The sequence below is a fragment of the Methylobacterium sp. BTF04 genome (assembly GCF_010692745.1).
Taxonomy (GTDB): Bacteria; Pseudomonadota; Alphaproteobacteria; order Rhizobiales; family Beijerinckiaceae; genus Methylobacterium.
In genome coordinates, this window is record NZ_JAAHTB010000060.1 from 1 (window position 1) to 16,856 (window position 16,856).

Below are 16,856 nucleotides of genomic sequence, written 5' to 3' on the forward strand. Positions count from 1 at the left end.
TTTACGCTACGCTCGCCACCCCAAATCCACCGCCCTCATGAATAAGACGGGCTAGAGGCGATCGCCCATGCGGTGCCGCATCTGCAGCCAGGCGAGACGGCCGAGGTCAATGCCGGCAGCGCCGTGAAGCATTCTCCGATCGCGGTGCTTGCCCCCGGGACAGGGCTGGGCGAAGCTTTTCTGATCTGGAGTGGGAAAGAGTATATCGCCTGCGCCTCTGAAGGCGGCCACGTCGACTTCGCGCCGACAAACCAGGTCCAAGCCGGTTTGTTGACGTTCCTGACCGAGCGCTTCCGCCACGCGGCATACGAGCGGGTCTGCACCGGATCTGGCCTGCCCAACGTCTACGACTACGTGCGTTCCCGTGACCCCTCGTCCGAAAGTGCGGTGTTCCGCGCGGTTCTGCTGGCCACCCGCGACCGCACCCCGCCAATCGTCGAGGCGGCTTTGCATGATGCCGACAACAACCCTCTTGCAGCCGAGACGCTTCGCATCGTGATCGACGTCTGGGGCGCCGAGGCCGGCAATCTCGCCTTGAAGGTGATGGCGACGGGCGGAGTCTACATGGCCGGCGGTTTGCCGCCCAGGCTGGTGCCACAGCTTCAAGACGGCGCGTTCATGCGCACCTTCACTGCCAAAGGTCGCTTCGCCAACCTCTTGCGCGGCATCCCGGTCAACATCATCACGATCAATGCAGCCTTGCTCGGAGCCGCGATCTACGGGCTGGACCATCGCTCTGGACGCTGGTTGCCCAGGATGCCGGTCGAAAAAGTCTTGGGTCCGACCTTAGATTTCCACGTCCCGCCATCAACCAAGTCGGATCCTAGCACATAGTAGCGGCACGACTCAGTTGGGAATGATCGGCCTGGGGCGGATAGGCGGCAATTTGGCGATCCGGCTGCTCTCGCAGGTCGGGGATAGGCCGCACCTTCTGGCAATTTGGCGACTTGTATGAAGTGATCGAACTTCGCGCAAAAACGCAAAGCGGAAACGCGAAAATGGCTGTGGCCCATGATACTCCCTGGGAGTTGATTGAGTGAGGTGCAAGCCACCGGTTCGAATACAAAATCAGATTGTAGCCATGAACCCGATAACGACTGCGCTCACGTTATTTCTATGCTTTGTCGGCGCGATGATCGCGGTATACGGCGGACTTTGTTCAGGCGTTCCGATGGCATCTCTCGCGTCGATACCGTTATTCGCCGCTGTTTTTCCGATCGTATACCTTTGGAGGACTCCTGCCCTCGTCGCAACGACGAGTCGTGACCGCACGCGCGATAGCAAGGTTGCCGCAACTTATCATATCGACGCGGCACGCGCCGGCAGCGAGACCGCACGAAGGTTTGATCAGGTCGAGCTCCCGGTCTGACCTCACCGCGAAATGAGCAATCGGACATGGCGATTCCCGGCGCGACCGAAAGGTGCAAACCCAGGTCTGGGCCGTTCCATGTTCGCCTGCGTCGTCTCTGGCTCCAAGTATCGCCTCCTCGAAATGTTGTTAATCTCAGATCATCTTATATCCGATACTTCGGTGGAAGCCGCAAGATAAACAGTCATGCAGAGGTGGCGTGGCGAGTTATCACCTTGGTTTCGGCGATGTGGACGTCGCGGCCGCTGCTTTCGTCCCGTTCAAACCCTACGGCGTGCCGGTGCGGGCCCGCGCCGCTATCAGCTTCCTCAGCGAAGTAATTCACAGACATGCCGAGCCCGTGAAAGGTATAATGCTATGATACATTTGTTTCCAGCCGACGCGGACCTGCACCGTGCAATCCCAACGGGCGCCCCGGCGCCCTCATATCCCACCGACATCGAATCCCTCGAAGGCGAACTCGCGCTCACTAGGGCGGAACTCCGGCAGGCCCTTGGGGATCTTCGCGGCCTACGCGGCAACGCCGAATGCCAAGTCGCTGGGCTTACCCCCCGGCAGCGGCAGATTATGGGCGCCGTGCTGGCCGGCCACCCCAGCAAAAATATAGCCGCCGACCTTGGGATCAGCCGGCGGACCGTGGAAAATCACCGCGCCGCCATCATGCGCAAGACAGGCACGCGATCGTTACCGGCGCTGGCCCGACTTGCGCTCGCCGCCGAGCCGGCGGAATAGCCGGCGCAATTCTCCATATTCAGGGGTTCGCGAGTGTCTCGATGCGATCGCCGTCACGCCGCTTCGAGGGAGGTAGAGGGTGGATATCGCCGTCCCGACCGGTTCGATCCTCACGCTGAATGCCGGGTCGTCGAGCCTCAAGTTCGCCTTGTTCAATGCAGGTACCGACAGTCCGGCGACGGCCCGAGGCGAGATCGCCGACCTCTATGCGGCACCTCGTCTGCTGGCCCGTGACGCCAAAGGCGCCGTGCTGGCGGATCGGAGTTGGCCGGCCGGCAAGCCCGACGCCTTCGCAACGGCGCTCGACGCTTTGCTAGCTTTCGCCGATAGCCACCTCGACCAAGCAGGCCTCGTCGCCGTTGGACACCGGATCGTGCATGGCGGGCAACACCATGTCGAGCCCGCCCTGGTGACGTCGGACATCCTACGGTCTCTCGAAACGCTGATACCGCTCGATCCGCTCCATATGCCCCGCTGCATGGCACCCATCCACGCCGTCGCGGCCTCCCGACCGACACTTCCGCAGATCGCCTGCTTCGACACAGGATTCCACGCGACGATGCCGTCCGAGGCTTGGCGGTTCGGGCTGCCGCGGGCGCTGGAGGAGGCCGGCGTCCGGCGCTACGGCTTCCACGGGCTGTCCTATGAGTCCATCGCGGCCCGGCTGGCGCGAGACGTCCCGGTCCTGGCACAAGGGCGGGTCGTGGTAGCGCATCTCGGGTCCGGTGCTAGCCTCTGCGCCCAGAAGTGCGGACGCAGCATCGCCACCACCATGGGCTTCAGCACACTCGACGGCCTGCCGATGGCGACGCGCTGCGGCAGCCTCGATCCTGGAGTGATCCTCTACCTCGGCCGACAGGGGCGTAGCTTCGCCGAGATCGAAGAGACGCTCTACCGCCACTCCGGGCTGCTCGGTGTCTCTTGCATCAGCGGCGACATCCGCGCGCTACTGGCGAGCCCCGACCCTCGCGCCGCGGAAGCGGTCGACCTTTTCGCCTATCGCATCGCCGTCGAGACGGGCGCGCTCGTCAGCGCGCTTGCCGGTCTCGACGGGCTCGTCTTCACGGCGGGCATCGGCGAGCACGCGCCGGCGATCCGCTCAGCCGTTTGCGCGCGGCTCGCTTGGCTCGGGCTTCGAATCGACGAGGGAGCCAATGCGGCGAATGCCGGGCGCATCTGCGCATCCGACAGCGCGGTCGCGGTCCTTGTGATCCCGACCGACGAGGAGGCCGTCATCGCGCGCCACACGCGTACGGTGCTCCGGGGACGGGCCGCGCCGCAAGCCGCCTAAATCGAAGCTCGCCATCTGCGCGTGCGCCTCGCGCGCCAGATGCGTTCACGGGTTTCATCCACGAGAGACAGCCACTTTGGTGGCAACTGATACCGACGACCGCATACCCTGACCTCTCGCCTTCCTCATCCTGGGCAGTGTGTTCCAGGCCTGCTCAGGGTGTGAAGGGATAGAGAAGAGCGGCCGTTGACATAGGTAATTTCCGATTCTGCCCGCCCCGCCATCGACACTTTACTCGTATCGCGACACACGAGACCCCAGGGACGGGACATGCTGCAACGACACCCGCCCATTCGACGCGCGGCGGCCTGAGCCGTGGCGCTAGACCCGCTGTTCCTGTCCCGCCTGCAGTGGTCCTGGGTGATCTCCTGGCACATCCTGCTGCCAGCCTTTACGGTGGGGCTTGCATCCTACATTGCGGTGCTGGAGGGCATGGCCTTCTTCACCGGTCAGGCACTCTGGGCGCGAATCTCAGCGTTCTGGACCCGCATCTTTGCGGTCTCGTTCGGCATGGGCGTGGTGTCGGGCATCGTGATGCCCTTCCAAATGGGCACCAACTGGAGCCGCTTCTCGGACACCACCGCCAACGTGCTGGCGCCGCTGCTTGCCTATGAGGGTCTCACCGCGTTCTTCCTCGAAGCCTCGTTCCTCGGTGTGCTGCTGTTCGGACGCAAGCTCGTTCCAGCCTGGGTGCATTTCTTCGCCGGCCTGATGGTGGCGGCCGGCACCCTTTTCTCGACCTTCTGGATCCTGTCTGTGAACAGCTGGATGCAAACACCGCAGGGCTTCCACGTCGAGGACGGCCGCTTTTTCCCAGACGATTGGTGGGCGGTGATCTTCAACCCGTCCTTCCCCTACCGCTACGCCCACAACGTCACGGCCTTCTACATCACCACGGGCTTCGTGGTGCTGGGCGTCGGTGCTTGGCTGCTACGGCGCGGCCGCTCGACCGCCGAGGCTCGCGTCATGGTCGTTATGGCGCTGAACCTGCTCATCGTGCTGGTGCCGGCACAGATCGTCATCGGCGACATGCACGGCGCCAACACGCTGAAGTACCAGCCGGCGAAGTTCGCCGCCATCGAGGGGCGCTACGACGACGTCAGCCCGCTGCCTCTCACCCTCTTCGGCATCCCGGACGATGCGGCCGGCACCATGCGCGATGTCGTCGAGATCCCGGCGCTCGGCAGCCTGCTGCTGACCCACTCCCGCGACGGCACGATCCGAGGCCTCGAAAGTTTTCCGGAGGACCAGCGGCCGCCCGTCGGGCCGCCTTTCTACGCCTTCCGCCTCATGGTCGGCATCGCCCTCATCATGCTCACCGTCGCCGTCTCCGGCCAGGTTCTGCGCCTTCGGGGGCGCCTCTTCGATTCGGTCTGGTTCCTGCGGCTGTGCCAATGGACGGCGCCGCTCGGCTTCGTCGCCGTCATCGCCGGATGGATCACGACCGAGGTCGGGCGCCAGCCCTGGACCGTCTACGGCCTCTTGCGCACCGCCCACTCGGTGACGCCGTCGCTGACGGGCACCGACGTCGCGATCTCGCTGTCGCTCTACGTGCTCGTCTACCTCATCATGTTTCCAACCGGCTTCGCCGTAATGGCCGGCATCGTGCGCCGCGGCGTCGGGGCGGGTGCGGCCCCTGAGCCGGTCGAGGCGGGCCGGCCCACTCCACCCTACTTGCCGCACTCCGTACCGCCGCCCGCCGCCGTTCCGGGAGAGTAGGCCATGGCGCAGAGCTTCGTCCCGATCTGGACCGTGATCCTCGGCCTCGGCATCTTCATCTACGTGGCGCTCGACGGGCTCGACCTCGGGGTCGGCATACTGCACGGCCTCGTAGGCCCGGCCGACCGCGCGACCGTGATGGGCTCCATCGGCCCCTTCTGGGACGGTAACGAGACTTGGCTGATCCTCGGCGGTGTCGGGCTGTTGGCGGCCTTCCCGCTCGCCTTCGCCATCATCATCCCGGCCGTGTACTTCCCCATCCTAGTGATGCTGCTGGCACTGGTGTTCCGCGGCGTGGCCTTCGAGTTCCGTTTCAAGCAGCCGGCGCTCCTGCGGATCTGGGACGGCGCCTTCTGCGCCGGATCTCTAGTGGCGACCTTCGCGCAGGGCGTCGTGCTCGGCAGCTTCATCCAAGGATTCAAAGTCGAGGGACGGGTCTTCGTCGGCACGTCATTCGATTTCGCCACGCCCTTCGCGATGCTGACAGGCGTGGCATTGGTCTTCGGCTACGGCCTGCTCGGCGCCGGATGGCTGGTGCTAAAGACCGAGGGGCCGCTGCAGGCATGGTCGCGCCGGGCCGGGCGGGTCTGCCTCGTCGGCACGTGCCTCTGCATCGCCGCCGTCAGCCTCTGGACGCCCCTTGCCAGCGCGACAATCGCGCAGCGCTGGTTCGGTTGGCCCAACACGGTGCTCCTTCTCCCCCTCCCGCTCGCCACGGCGGCAGTGGCGTTCTACGCCTGGAGGGCGCTCGGGCGCGACGGCGACCTCCAGCCCTTCCTCGCCGCGGTCGCACTGTTCCTCCTGTCCTACCTCGGCGTAGCGATCAGCCTGTTCCCGATGATCGTGCCGGGCCACTACACGCTGTGGGAGGCCGCTTCGCCGGAGAGCACGCAAGCCTTCCTGCTCGTCGGCACGCTCGTGCTCCTGCCCGTGGTGCTGTTCTATACGGGATGGTCCTACTGGATCTTCCGCGGCAAGGTCCGCGGCGACCTCGGCTATCACTGAGGATCACCATGCGCCCGCTGATTGCAGGGAACTGGAAGATGCATGGCGTGGGATCGCGCCTCAACCAGATCGAGGATATCGCGGCCTCCGTCGGGGCATCGCGGCCGGAGGCCGATGTACTCCTCTGCGTCCCCGCGACGTTGATCTTCCGCGCGGCGCGGGCGGCCGCGGGCCAAATCGCCATCGGGGGCGAGGACTGCGCCATGGAGGCCGAGGGCGCCTTCACCGGTGACGTCAGCGCCGACATGCTGAAGGACGCAGGCGCCTCGGCCGTGATCGTCGGCCATTCGGAGCGGCGCGAGCACCATGGCGAGACCGATGCCGTCGTGGCGGCGAAGGCCAGGAGCGCTCTGCGGTCGGGTCTCCTGGCCATCGTCTGCATCGGTGAATCGGAGGCGCAGCGTCGTGACGGGAAGACCATGGTCGTCTGCGGCGAGCAACTCGCCGGCAGTCTTCCCGAAATCCCGGACGGGGGCGAACTCGCCGTCGCCTACGAGCCCCTCTGGGCCATCGGATCCGGCCACATACCGACCGCGGCGGATGTGATCGCGGTCCACGCGCATGCCCGTTCCTGCCTGGTACTCCGATTCGGGGACGAGGGACGCGCAATGCGGATCCTCTACGGAGGATCGGTGAAGGCTGAGAACGCACAGTCGATCCTGGACCTGGCAGATGTCGGCGGCGTCCTGATCGGCGGCGCAAGTCTGTCGGCGGCCGATTTCGACGCGGTGCTCCGGGCCGTTCCCAGGTGACGATCCTCACGCGCCCCACGCGCGACGAGACCATCCGGGCGAACCATTTCGCGGTGATCGCTTTCGAAAGAATACGCTTTCGCCTACGGCACTTCCTCGCGCGATGCTTCGAGCGGGGATGATGGTTTTCGGACGGACCCGGCGGACTCGCCGTCCGGCAGCCTCCGTCGGGACCAGTGCGGCGGGAAGCGACGCGGATCGCCCGCGCAGCACCGAACGGCGCCGCCATCACGTCGATCGGGTTCTTGGTCCGACGGACAAACGTCGGCTCTCGCCCGTGCTCCCGATCGAAGGGCCGGCATCGTCGTGCGCGTTTGGTCTTCCGCATCGCACACGATGCGATCGTTGTTGACGGGGTCGGGCCAACGCCGAGCGATCCGCTCGACCTCACCGCCACCGTCCTCGCGTGGGTAGTTTCCGATCCTGCTCCGTTCCTCGCGCAGGGTCTATCGAATCGCCCTCGGCCACGAGATCGCGCCGTTGCGGCTCGTAGCTTCGCACGACGATCGACCAGGGTACACAGGATGGACGCAGCCTCGGGAACCCTCGCGCATCCGCTCCATCACGGAGGCGATGCAGGATCGGGAGCGGCGACGTCGGATACCCTGGACCTCATGGACCGCTACTGGCGTGCCGCCAACTACCTGTCGGTCGGGCAAATCTATCTCTACGACAACCCGATGCTGCGCGAGCCCCTGAAACTCGCCCACGTGAAGCCGCTCGTCGTCGGGCATTGGGGCACGACGCCCGGCCAGAACTTCATCTACGTGCACCTGAACCGCATCATCAAGCTGCACGACTTGGACATGTTCTACATCGCCGGCCCCGGGCATGGCGGTCCGGCGCTGGTGGCCAACACCTATCTCGAAGGAAGCTACAGCGAAATTTATCCCGACGTCGGTGAGGACGAGGCGGGGATGAAGAGGCTCTTCACGCAGTTCTCCTTCCCGGGCGGCATTTCGAGCCATGTCGCGCCGACGACGCCCGGATCGATCCACGAGGGCGGCGAACTCGGCTATTCCCTGAGCCACGCTTTCGGCGCCGCCTTCGACAATCCGGGCCTGATCGTTGCCTGCGTGATCGGCGACGGCGAAGCCGAGACCGGCCCGTTGGCGACGGCGTGGCACTCGAACAAGCTCCTGAATCCCGTCACCGACGGCACCGTGCTGCCGATCCTGCACCTCAACGGGTTCAAAATCTCGAACCCCACCATCCTTTCTCGCATCGAGCCCGACGAGTTGGGTCAATTCCTGCGCGGCTGCGGCTGGACGCCCCATTTCGTCGAGGGTGACGATCCGCAGACCATGCACCGGCTGATGTCGGACACGCTGGACCGGGTCGTCGCCGACATCGCCCGCATCCGGGCGGAGGCCCGCGTCTCGGGCGAGAGCCGGAGACCGCACTGGCCGATGATCGTGCTCCGCTCCCCCAAGGGTTGGACCGGGCCGAAGATGGTCGACGGGCTGAAGATCGAAGGCACCTTCCGCGCCCACCAAGTTCCGATCCTCGTCGACGCTGCCCATCCCCAGCACGTCGAGGAACTCGAACGCTGGATGAGGAGCTACCGCGCCGAGGAACTCTTCGATGACCAAGGGCACCTGATGCCCGAACTCGCCGCCCTGGCCCCCTCGGGCGATAGGCGTATGGGGGCCAACCCGCACACCAACGGCGGTGGGTTGCTGCGTGACCTACGCATGCCGGATTTCCGCGACCATGCCGTCACCGTGCCGTCACCGGGCGCCGTCTCCCTCGGCGACACGACGGTGTTGGGGCACTTCCTCCGCGATGTCGTCCTCGCCAACCAGGAACGGCGCAACTTCCGCGTCTTTGGTCCCGACGAGACACTGTCGAACCTGCTCGGCGCCGTGTTCGAGGTGACGGACCGCCAATGGGACGCGCGCGCGACCGACGACGACCAGTTCCTGGGCCGCGACGGTCGCGTCCACGACTCGATGCTGAGCGAGCATCAGTGCCAGGGATGGTTGGAAGGCTATCTCCTGACCGGTCGGCACGGGATGTTCAACAGCTACGAGGCCTTCATCCGCATCGTCGACTCGATGTTCAGTCAGCACGCCAAGTGGCTGAAGGTGACGTCGGAGCTGCCCTGGCGCCGGAACATCGCCTCCCTCAACTACCTGTTGGCCTCCCACGTTTGGCAGCAGGACCACAATGGCTTCACCCACCAGGATCCTGGCTTCCTCGACCACGTGATCAACAAGAAGGCGGACGTCGTCCGGGTCTACCTGCCGCCCGACGCGAACTGCCTCCTGTCAGTGTTCGACCACTGCCTGCGCAGCCGCCACTACGTGAACGTGGTTGTGGCGGGTAAACACGCCCTGCCGCAATGGCTGACCATGGAGCAGGCGATCGTCCACTGCACCGAGGGGCTCGGCATCTGGGGGTGGGCGAGCAACGACCAGGGCGGCGAGCCCGACGTCGTGATGGCCTGCTGCGGCGACACGCCGACGCTGGAGGTGCTGGCGGCCGTCTCGATCCTGCGGGAGCACCTGCCGGATCTTAGAATCCGCGTGGTCAACGTCGTCGACCTGATGCGGCTCCAGCCCGAAACCGAGCATCCCCACGGGCTGAGCGAGGTCGACTATGACCGGATCTTCACGACCGACAAGCTGATCGTCTTCGGTTTCCACGGCTATCCGTGGCTGGTCCACCGCCTCACCTACCGCCGGACGAACCGTAACCTTCACGTACGAGGCTACAAAGAGGAGGGAACGATCACCACCGCCTTCGACATGCGGGTGCAGAACGATCTCGACCGCTTCCACCTCGTACATGATGTCGTCGATCGCCTGCCGGGTCTCGGTACGAAGGGCGACTACCTCAAGCAACGGATGCGCGACAAGCTCGTCGAGCACAAGCGCTACATCGACCGGCACGGCGAGGACCTGCCGGAAATCCGCGACTGGACGTGGGGCCGTCGGTCATGACGACGCGGGGCCTCGTCGAGACCGCTCGGATCCTCGTCGGCGCGGGCAAGGGCCTCCTCGCCATGGACGAGAGCAGCCCCACCTGCGACAGGCGCTTTTCCGCCGCTGGGATCCCGCAGACAGTGGACATGCGGCGAGCCTACCGCGAGATGCTCGTCTCGGCCCCCGGGCTCGGCGCGTACATCAGCGGCGCCATCCTCTACGATGAGACGATCCGACAATGCGACCGACATGGAATCTCCTTCGTCGAGCGTCTGGTCGAGGCCGGCATCGTGCCGGGGATCAAGGTCGATTGCGGGGCCAAGGCCCTGGCTCTGCATGACGGGGAGACGGTGACGGAAGGCCTCGACGGCCTGCGCGACCGTCTTGAGGCCTACGCCGCCATGGGGGCGCGCTTCGCCAAGTGGCGGGCCGTGATCGGCTTGGGCGACGGCCGCCCGAGCCGGGCGTGCGTGCTCGCCAATGCCCAGGCGCTCGCCCGCTACGCGGCCCTCTGCCAGGAGGCCGGGATCGTGCCCGTCGTGGAGCCCGAGGTGCTGATGGTAGGGGACCATGACCTCGAACGTTGCTGCGAGGTCACCGGCGAGGTGTTGCATGCCGTCTTCGAGGCGCTGCACGTCCAGGGTGTCGTGTTGGCGGCCACGATCCTCAAGCCCAACATGGTTCTCCCCGGCCTTGCATGCCCGAAGCAGGTTTCGGTCGAAGTGGTCGCCGAGGCGACCCTGCGATGCTTTCTCGAGACCGTCCCCGCCGCAGTGGCGGGCATCGCCTTCCTGTCGGGCGGACAGTCGGGCGCGCTGGCCGCAACGCGGCTCAATGCCATGAACGCCGGGGCCGGCCCTCGCCCTGCCCCATGGCCCTTGGTGTTCTCGTTCGCGCGCGCGATCCAGCAGCCGGCCCTCGGCATATGGAGCGGGCAGGAGCGCAACGTCGCGGCCGCGCAGGCGGCGCTCCTCCATCGCGCGCGCTGCAGCCATGCGGCGCTCAGCGGCGCGTACCTCGATAGCATGGACGACGACCGGAGGGTTCTGGAAGCGTCCTGATCCGCAGTCACTGAGGGATTTCCGTCCACGGCCGGAGCACGACATGCCACTGCACGAACCGCCGGCTGGACCCGGCACGGGCCGGATCTATCTCGTTCGGCACGGCGAGACGGATTGGTCGCTGACCGGACAGCACACGGGACGTACCGACCTCGCGCTCACCGCTCATGGCGAGGAGCAGGCGCTCGCCCTCGCGCCGGCCCTCGCCCCGATCCGCTTCGCGCGCGCATTCACTAGCCCTGCGCGGCGGGCCCAGCGGACTTGCTCCTTGGCGGGCCTTGGCGCGTCGGCCGAGATCGAGCCAGACCTAGCCGAATGGGATTACGGGGACTACGAGGGAAAGCGCTCCATGGACATCGTCCAGGGACGGCCCGGCTGGAGCGTCTATCGCGACGGTTGCCCCGGCGGTGAGATCCCTCCCGAAGTGTCCGCCCGCGCCGACCGCGTCATCGCGCGCCTCCGCACGCTCGACGGGAATGTCGCCGTGTTCTCGCACGGTCAGTTCGGCTGCAGCCTCGGGGCCCGCTGGATCGGTCTACCGATCGTCGACGCCCAGCACTTCGAGCTCGCCCCGGCGTCGATCAGCATCCTGGGGTGGAACCCGAACCATGCCGGGCTGGCGGTCATCGCCCGGTGGAATGGCTCGCAGGGGCCGACGGGCCGCTCGTCCCCGGCCGCGCCGTGAGCGCCGGGCCGCTGTGCGCGGCGATCTTTGATGTCGATGGCGTACTTCTGGCCTCGCCGCACGAACGGGCGTGGCGCGACGCCCTTGTCGGGTTCGCCGACCCGCTCCCCTTCACGACGGCGGTGTACCAAGCCAATGTCGCCGGCAAGCCCCGCTTCGACGGGGCCCGCGCCGCCCTGGAAGCGCTGGCGGTGCCGGATGCTGCGCGGAAGGCGGCTGCTTATGCCTCCATGAAGCAGTCCCGCCTTGAGGAACTGATCGCCGACGGACAGGTCTCGGCCTTCCCGGACGCGCTCCGGTTCGTCACGGCCATCGCGGCGCTCGGGTGGCCGATGGCGGTCGCCTCATCGTCGAAGAACGCACGGGCGATGCTGCAGCTGATCAGACTCGCCGACGGTCGAAGCCTGCTCGATCTCTTCGCCGTCGACGTCTGCGGTCGCGACCTACGGCACGGCAAGCCCGACCCCGAAATCTTCCAGATCGCCGCCGAGGAACTGCACATGGAGTCGAACCGGTGTTTCGTAGCGGAAGACGCCCCCGCCGGCGTAGAGGCGGCACGGGCGGGCGGCATGGCTCCGCTCGGCGTTGCCCGACTTCAGGACGCGTCCGGTCTCGATGCGGCGAAAGCCGATCTCGTGGTGGCCAGTCTCGATGATGTCGACCTCGCCGCGCTCTCCGACGGGCGTCTCCGCCGGCACGCGGCATGACGGCCCCTCGGACGATCGGACTCGCGCTCGAATCGACCGCGGATCCCGCCTGGGTCCTTCACCAGCAGGGCTTCGATCCACTCCGTGACGGCAGCCGCGAGTCGCGCTTCTCGATCAGCAACGGTTTCCTTGGGGTCCGGGGGGGACGAACCATCGACCGGCTCCCGGACCGCGTCGTCGCACCTCGCACCTACGTGGCCGGCCTGTTCGACGTTGTCAGGGGCGAGCAGCCGATCTCCACTCTCGTCCCCGCGCCCGATTGGCTACGGGTCGACCTTTCGCTCTGCGACAGACCCTCGAAGCTTACGATCGACGACGTCGCGTTCCACCACCGGACGCTCGACTTCCGGCGCGGCGTCCTCTCCACCGAGAGCCGGATGGCCGGTCCGGCCGGCGTCGCGATCCGCTTGCGCGTCTTGCGTCTCGTCTCCTTGAGCGAGCGTGCACTCGGGGCGCAGCTCATCCAGCTTGATGTGACGGGCGGAGCCTGCGAGGCCACGCTCCGGGCCTCCTTCGACGGACTCAATTTCGGTCTGACTCCCGAGCTTCTCGAACAGTGTCTTGGCGCTTGGCGCACCGTCTCATCCGGAAAGCGCCTCGCCATAGCCTCGGAGGCGTCGCTTCGGGTCGACGGCCGGATGATCGAACCGAAGACGCTGGGCCCGTTCGAGACGGCCTGGACGTGGCACACGCAGCCCGGCCAGACCGTATGCTTCGAGCGTACCGTCGCGATCACACGCGAGGACACGCCCGCCGGGGTGCCAGGCGAAAGTGCCCGAACGTTGCTCCAAGGAGCGCGAGCCCGCGGCTGGGAGCATCTACTCGGCATGCACGAGGCCGCCTGGACGCGGCGCTGGACCGATAGCGACGTCTCGGTCGAGGGCGATCAGGGCGCCCAGCAGGCCTTGCGTTTCGCCATCTATCATCTCAACGGCGCCGCCAACCCCGATGACGACCGCGTATCGATCGCGGCCCGGGCACTGACAGGTCCCGACTACCGCGGGCACGTGTTCTGGGACACCGAGATCTTCCTCCTGCCCTTTTACACGCTGACGTGGCCGGAGGCGGCGCGGGCGCTGCTATTCTACCGATTCCGCACTCTCGACGCCGCGCGCGCCAAGGCGGAGCGGATGGGGTTCCGAGGCGCCCTCTATGCCTGGGAGTCCGCCGACTCCGGCGAAGAGACGACGCCGGAACACGCGATCGGGCCCGACCGGCACGTGGTCGACATCCTGTGCGGCGTGGAGGAGCAGCACATCAGCGCCGACGTCGCCTACGCGGTCTGGCATTACTGGCATGCCACAGGCGACGAGACCTTCCTCAAGGAGGCCGGCGCGGAGATCCTGTTCGAGACGGCCCGCTTCTGGTCCAGCCGGGCGGAGCGCGATGCGGACGGCCGATGCCATGTCCGCCAGGTGATCGGCCCCGACGAGTATCACGAGACGATCGACGACAACGCCTTCACCAACGTCATGGCCCGCTGGAACATCAGGCGTGCCATCGAGGTCGCCGCGCTGCTGGGGACCCGATGGCCCGGATCGTGGACGCGTCTATCCGCCCGGATCGGTCTCGACGACGGGGAACTGGCTCGGTGGGCTGCCGTCGCCGACACGCTCGTGACCGGCCTCGACACCACGACGGGACTATTCGAGCAGTTCAGCGGCTTCTTCGCCCTCGATGACGTCGCCCTCGCCGACTACGCAGGGCGATCCGTCCCCATGGACGTCGTGCTGGGGCGGGAGCGGATGAAGACCGTGCAGGTCATCAAGCAGGCGGACGTGGTGGCCCTACTGGCGCTCTTGCCGGAAGAATTCACCGGCGCGGCACCGGACGCCAATTTCGATTACTACGAACCGCGCTGCAGCCATGGGAGTTCGCTCAGCGCCGCTCTGCACGGGCTCGCCGCCGCCAGGCTGGGAAGACCGGAGACGGCGCTGCGCTTCTTCCGGCAGGCCTCGGCAGTCGATCTCGCGGATATGCATGCCGCGCTCGACGGCGGCCTGCACATCGCTGCGCTCGGGGGCGTCTGGATGATGGCGGTCCTGGGCTTCGCCGGGCTTTCCCTTGAGGATGACGGCATCCGGCTCGATCCGAAACTGCCCGCCGGGTGGTCCGGTCTGACCTTCGCCCTGCAGTGGCGGGGACGCCACCTCTCGATCTGCGCGGACCCTGCCGGCTCCAAGATCTCCGCGACGCTGCGGTCCGGTAATCCCATGACCGTCGCGGTCGGGTGCGGGCGGTATCCCCTCGATCGGGAGGCGCCGCTCCAAATCCACGTCGATACCCTGATCCCGCCGTTCCAGCGGAAAGATGGCCCTACGGACCGGGCCGGGGTGGGTGCGGCGTGAGCGGGATCCAGTCGGACCACCACGAGCGTCCGAGCACGGTGGTGGAAGGGGACACCGACAGGCTGCATCCATCGGCGATCGCCCCCGGGACCGTAGGTGTTTTCCGATCCTCGCAAGAGGGCATCTCTATGCGATCTAAGTGTTGCAGTCAGTGACGGCGCGTCGCTGAAAACGGGCGCGTCGCGCTTCCTGCCCTGGTTTGGCCAAATACGGATTTTTATTTCTAAAAAATAAAACTATTACATAATTCAATAATGAATTTTACAACAATTGGTGCATCAGTTTACTGATGTATAACTGATAAATCGATCATATTTAATTCACTATATGTATCAAATGAGGAAAGACGAGATGATGGATATTTCGTTGTATCTGCTTCCCGCTATCGCCGTCCTGGCTCTCGTTCTGATCGGGATGGCCGTCAGGATCATCAGACAATATGAACGCGCCGTCGTGTTCACCCTGGGCAAGTTCGATCGCGTGAAGGGGCCGGGCCTCGTCCTGTTGATCCCCTTCGTCCAGGAGATGATCCGCGTCGATCTCCGCATCCAAGTGGTGGAGATCCCAAGCCAGGATGTGATCTCGCGGGACAACGTCTCGATGAAGGTCGATGCGGTACTCTATTTCAACGTCACCGATCCCGAGCGCGCCACCATTCAGGTTCAACGCTACCTGTCCGCCACGACGATGCTGGCACAGACGACACTCCGCGCAGTGCTGGGCCAGCACGATCTCGACGAGATGCTGTCCGAACGCAGAAAGTTGAGTACGGATGTTCAGAGCATCGTCGATACCCAGACCGAAGCCTGGGGTATCAAGGTCACCAACGTCGAGATCAGGACTGTCGAACTCACCGACAACATGGTGCGGGCCATCGCCAAACAGGCGGAGGCCGAGCGTGACCGGCGCGCTAAGGTCATCCACGCGGAAGCCGAATTCCAGGCCTCCCAGACGCTCGTCAACGCTGCCAAGATCCTGGCGAGTGTCCCGGCCGCCATGCAGCTGCGCTACCTACAGACCCTGACCGAGATCGGCGCTGAGCAGAACTCGACCGTCATCTTCCCAATGCCGATCGACATCATCAAGCCGTTCCTCGACATCGTAGACAAAGTCGCCAAGCCGGCCGCTACGAACGGCGCCCTGATCGGCTCGCCTCAGAGGGACACCGTGCTGGGTCTTCCGAACGGGAACGGGTGATATGTTTTCTGAAGGGACCCACTCGGTCGGCAACACGCTGCTGATCCTGGACGTCTGAGCTAAGGGACTGGGATCACAGAGGGTTTTAGGGCTGCATAGATGCCCTACCTTCTGGGCTCTTCTGGGTCCTTTGGGAGGTGGGTCATGGGTTTGCGGTGCAAGCGCTTTGGGAGCGAAGAGCATGTCAAGAATGGGCTGATGCGCTCCAAGCAGCGCTACCTGTGCAAGGCGTGCGGTTTGAACTTCACCGACACGCCCGCACGCGGCAAGCCATTGGCCATGAAAGCCACCGCGGTTTTGCTCTATGTCAGCGGCTTGTCGATGAACCGCACGGCCAAGTTGTTGGGTGTCTCGACCCCTACGATCCAGGCCTGGCTGGAGCAGTTCGCGGCCGCCTACGCACAGAAGCCTGAGCCAGAAGGCCGGGCGGTGGTGATCGAGCTTGATGAGATGTGGCACTACGTGAAAAAAAGTCCGAGCCGCTCTGGATCTGGAAGGCTTGGGATCGTGCTTCACGGCAGTTGGTGGACTGGGAATGCTGCGTTCGTGACAAGGCTACCTGCGAGCGCCTGATCCAGCGACTGCAGCGCCGGCGTAACGGACTCTACTGCACGGACAGCTACGCAGCCTACGACGTGCTCCTGCCCGTCGGGCAGCACTAAATGGGCAAGGACGAAACCCACGGCATCGAACGGGACAACGCGCGTCAGCGGCACTGGCTGGCCCGCTTTCGACGCCGCTCCATCGGTGCGCATCCGGCGAAGGCCGCCTTGCTCCGGGGTCTTCTGGCGTCCAGCTTTTTGGTCATCTGATCCGGCATTGGTGCCGGCATCGATGCTGGAGATGCTCGGGTGGACGATGCGACCTACGTCCGGCGCCGCCGCTGGAGTCCTCAGGAGAAGCGCGCTGTGGTGACCGAGTCGCTGGGCAGCGGCAACGTGATCGCGACAGCCAAGCGCCACGGCATCCAGGCGCAGCAGATCTATCGCTGGCGTGAACGGCTGGAGGCGCGGCCGGCCTGTGGCGCTTTCCTGGCTGTGGCGGTCGCGTCGGATCCAGGGCC

Annotated in this window: 15 protein-coding genes; all 15 read left to right on the forward strand. The window is 65.6% G+C overall.

Going from position 1 to position 16,856, the window contains the following annotated elements; genetic code table 11:
• Positions 1-60: 60 nt before the first annotated feature.
• Positions 61-834 carry a glucokinase gene (locus G3T14_RS21155; RefSeq protein WP_348645320.1) on the forward strand — a complete coding sequence of 258 codons (774 nt, stop codon included), beginning with the start codon at positions 61-63 and terminating at the stop codon, positions 832-834.
• Between the two features lie 892 nt (positions 835-1,726).
• A complete protein-coding gene (locus tag G3T14_RS25470) occupies positions 1,727-2,101 on the forward strand; it encodes a LuxR C-terminal-related transcriptional regulator (RefSeq protein ID WP_281409843.1) in 375 nt (124 codons plus the stop codon).
• 79 nt (positions 2,102-2,180) lie between these two features.
• Positions 2,181-3,392 (forward strand): acetate/propionate family kinase, encoded by a 1,212-nt coding sequence (locus G3T14_RS21165; RefSeq protein ID WP_348645319.1) that lies wholly within the window; start codon positions 2,181-2,183, stop codon positions 3,390-3,392.
• A 315-nt stretch (positions 3,393-3,707) separates the two neighbouring features.
• Entirely contained in the window at positions 3,708-5,111 is a 1,404-nt protein-coding gene (locus G3T14_RS21170) for a cytochrome ubiquinol oxidase subunit I (protein ID WP_163644508.1), read from the forward strand.
• Positions 5,112-5,114: 3 nt separating this feature from the next.
• Complete coding sequence (cydB, locus tag G3T14_RS21175; protein ID WP_163644509.1) at positions 5,115-6,116, forward strand: cytochrome d ubiquinol oxidase subunit II; 1,002 nt, start codon at positions 5,115-5,117, stop codon at positions 6,114-6,116.
• Entirely contained in the window at positions 6,113-6,868 is a 756-nt protein-coding gene (tpiA, locus tag G3T14_RS21180) for a triose-phosphate isomerase (protein WP_163644519.1), read from the forward strand. Before cydB ends, tpiA begins: the two co-directional genes overlap by 4 nt.
• Before the next feature lie 524 nt (positions 6,869-7,392).
• Complete coding sequence (locus G3T14_RS21185; protein WP_163644510.1) at positions 7,393-9,813, forward strand: phosphoketolase family protein; 2,421 nt, start codon at positions 7,393-7,395, stop codon at positions 9,811-9,813.
• Positions 9,810-10,856: a class I fructose-bisphosphate aldolase gene (locus G3T14_RS21190; protein WP_163644511.1), complete on the forward strand. Its 1,047-nt coding sequence runs from the start codon at positions 9,810-9,812 to the stop codon at positions 10,854-10,856. Before G3T14_RS21185 ends, G3T14_RS21190 begins: the two co-directional genes overlap by 4 nt.
• Before the next feature lie 43 nt (positions 10,857-10,899).
• Positions 10,900-11,541, forward strand: coding sequence for a histidine phosphatase family protein (locus G3T14_RS21195; protein WP_163644512.1), 642 nt, complete (start codon positions 10,900-10,902; stop codon positions 11,539-11,541).
• Positions 11,538-12,248 (forward strand): HAD-IA family hydrolase, encoded by a 711-nt coding sequence (locus G3T14_RS21200; protein WP_163644520.1) that lies wholly within the window; start codon positions 11,538-11,540, stop codon positions 12,246-12,248. Before G3T14_RS21195 ends, G3T14_RS21200 begins: the two co-directional genes overlap by 4 nt.
• Positions 12,245-14,596 carry a glycosyl hydrolase family 65 protein gene (locus G3T14_RS21205; protein ID WP_163644513.1) on the forward strand — a complete coding sequence of 784 codons (2,352 nt, stop codon included), beginning with the start codon at positions 12,245-12,247 and terminating at the stop codon, positions 14,594-14,596. The genes G3T14_RS21200 and G3T14_RS21205 overlap by 4 nt, the downstream gene beginning before the upstream one ends.
• A 351-nt stretch (positions 14,597-14,947) precedes the next feature.
• Positions 14,948-15,793, forward strand: a complete 846-nt coding sequence (locus tag G3T14_RS21210; protein WP_163644514.1) for a slipin family protein — start codon at positions 14,948-14,950, stop codon at positions 15,791-15,793.
• Positions 15,794-15,991: 198 nt separating this feature from the next.
• Positions 15,992-16,366: a helix-turn-helix domain-containing protein gene (locus G3T14_RS21215; protein ID WP_163644515.1), complete on the forward strand. Its 375-nt coding sequence runs from the start codon at positions 15,992-15,994 to the stop codon at positions 16,364-16,366.
• Positions 16,367-16,455: 89 nt separating this feature from the next.
• Complete coding sequence (locus G3T14_RS21220; protein ID WP_163644516.1) at positions 16,456-16,605, forward strand: IS1 family transposase; 150 nt, start codon at positions 16,456-16,458, stop codon at positions 16,603-16,605.
• A gap of 39 nt (positions 16,606-16,644) precedes the next feature.
• A partial coding sequence (locus G3T14_RS21225) for a transposase (protein WP_163644517.1) occupies positions 16,645-16,856 on the forward strand: 212 nt, incomplete at its 3' end.

Bases quoted from the DNA above. Each gene is read 5' to 3' on its own strand.
- G3T14_RS21210 (WP_163644514.1), top strand. From the start codon at position 14,948: ATGATGGATATTTCGTTGTATCTGCTTCCCGCTATCGCCGTCCTGGCT.
- G3T14_RS21215 (WP_163644515.1), top strand. From the start codon at position 15,992: ATGCGCTCCAAGCAGCGCTACCTGTGCAAGGCGTGCGGTTTGAACTTC.
- G3T14_RS25470 (WP_281409843.1), top strand. From the start codon at position 1,727: ATGATACATTTGTTTCCAGCCGACGCGGACCTGCACCGTGCAATCCCA.
- G3T14_RS21220 (WP_163644516.1), top strand. From the start codon at position 16,456: ATGGGCAAGGACGAAACCCACGGCATCGAACGGGACAACGCGCGTCAG.
- G3T14_RS21195 (WP_163644512.1), top strand. From the start codon at position 10,900: ATGCCACTGCACGAACCGCCGGCTGGACCCGGCACGGGCCGGATCTAT.
- G3T14_RS21190 (WP_163644511.1), top strand. From the start codon at position 9,810: ATGACGACGCGGGGCCTCGTCGAGACCGCTCGGATCCTCGTCGGCGCG.
- cydB (WP_163644509.1), top strand. From the start codon at position 5,115: ATGGCGCAGAGCTTCGTCCCGATCTGGACCGTGATCCTCGGCCTCGGC.
- G3T14_RS21185 (WP_163644510.1), top strand. From the start codon at position 7,393: ATGGACGCAGCCTCGGGAACCCTCGCGCATCCGCTCCATCACGGAGGC.
- G3T14_RS21205 (WP_163644513.1), top strand. From the start codon at position 12,245: ATGACGGCCCCTCGGACGATCGGACTCGCGCTCGAATCGACCGCGGAT.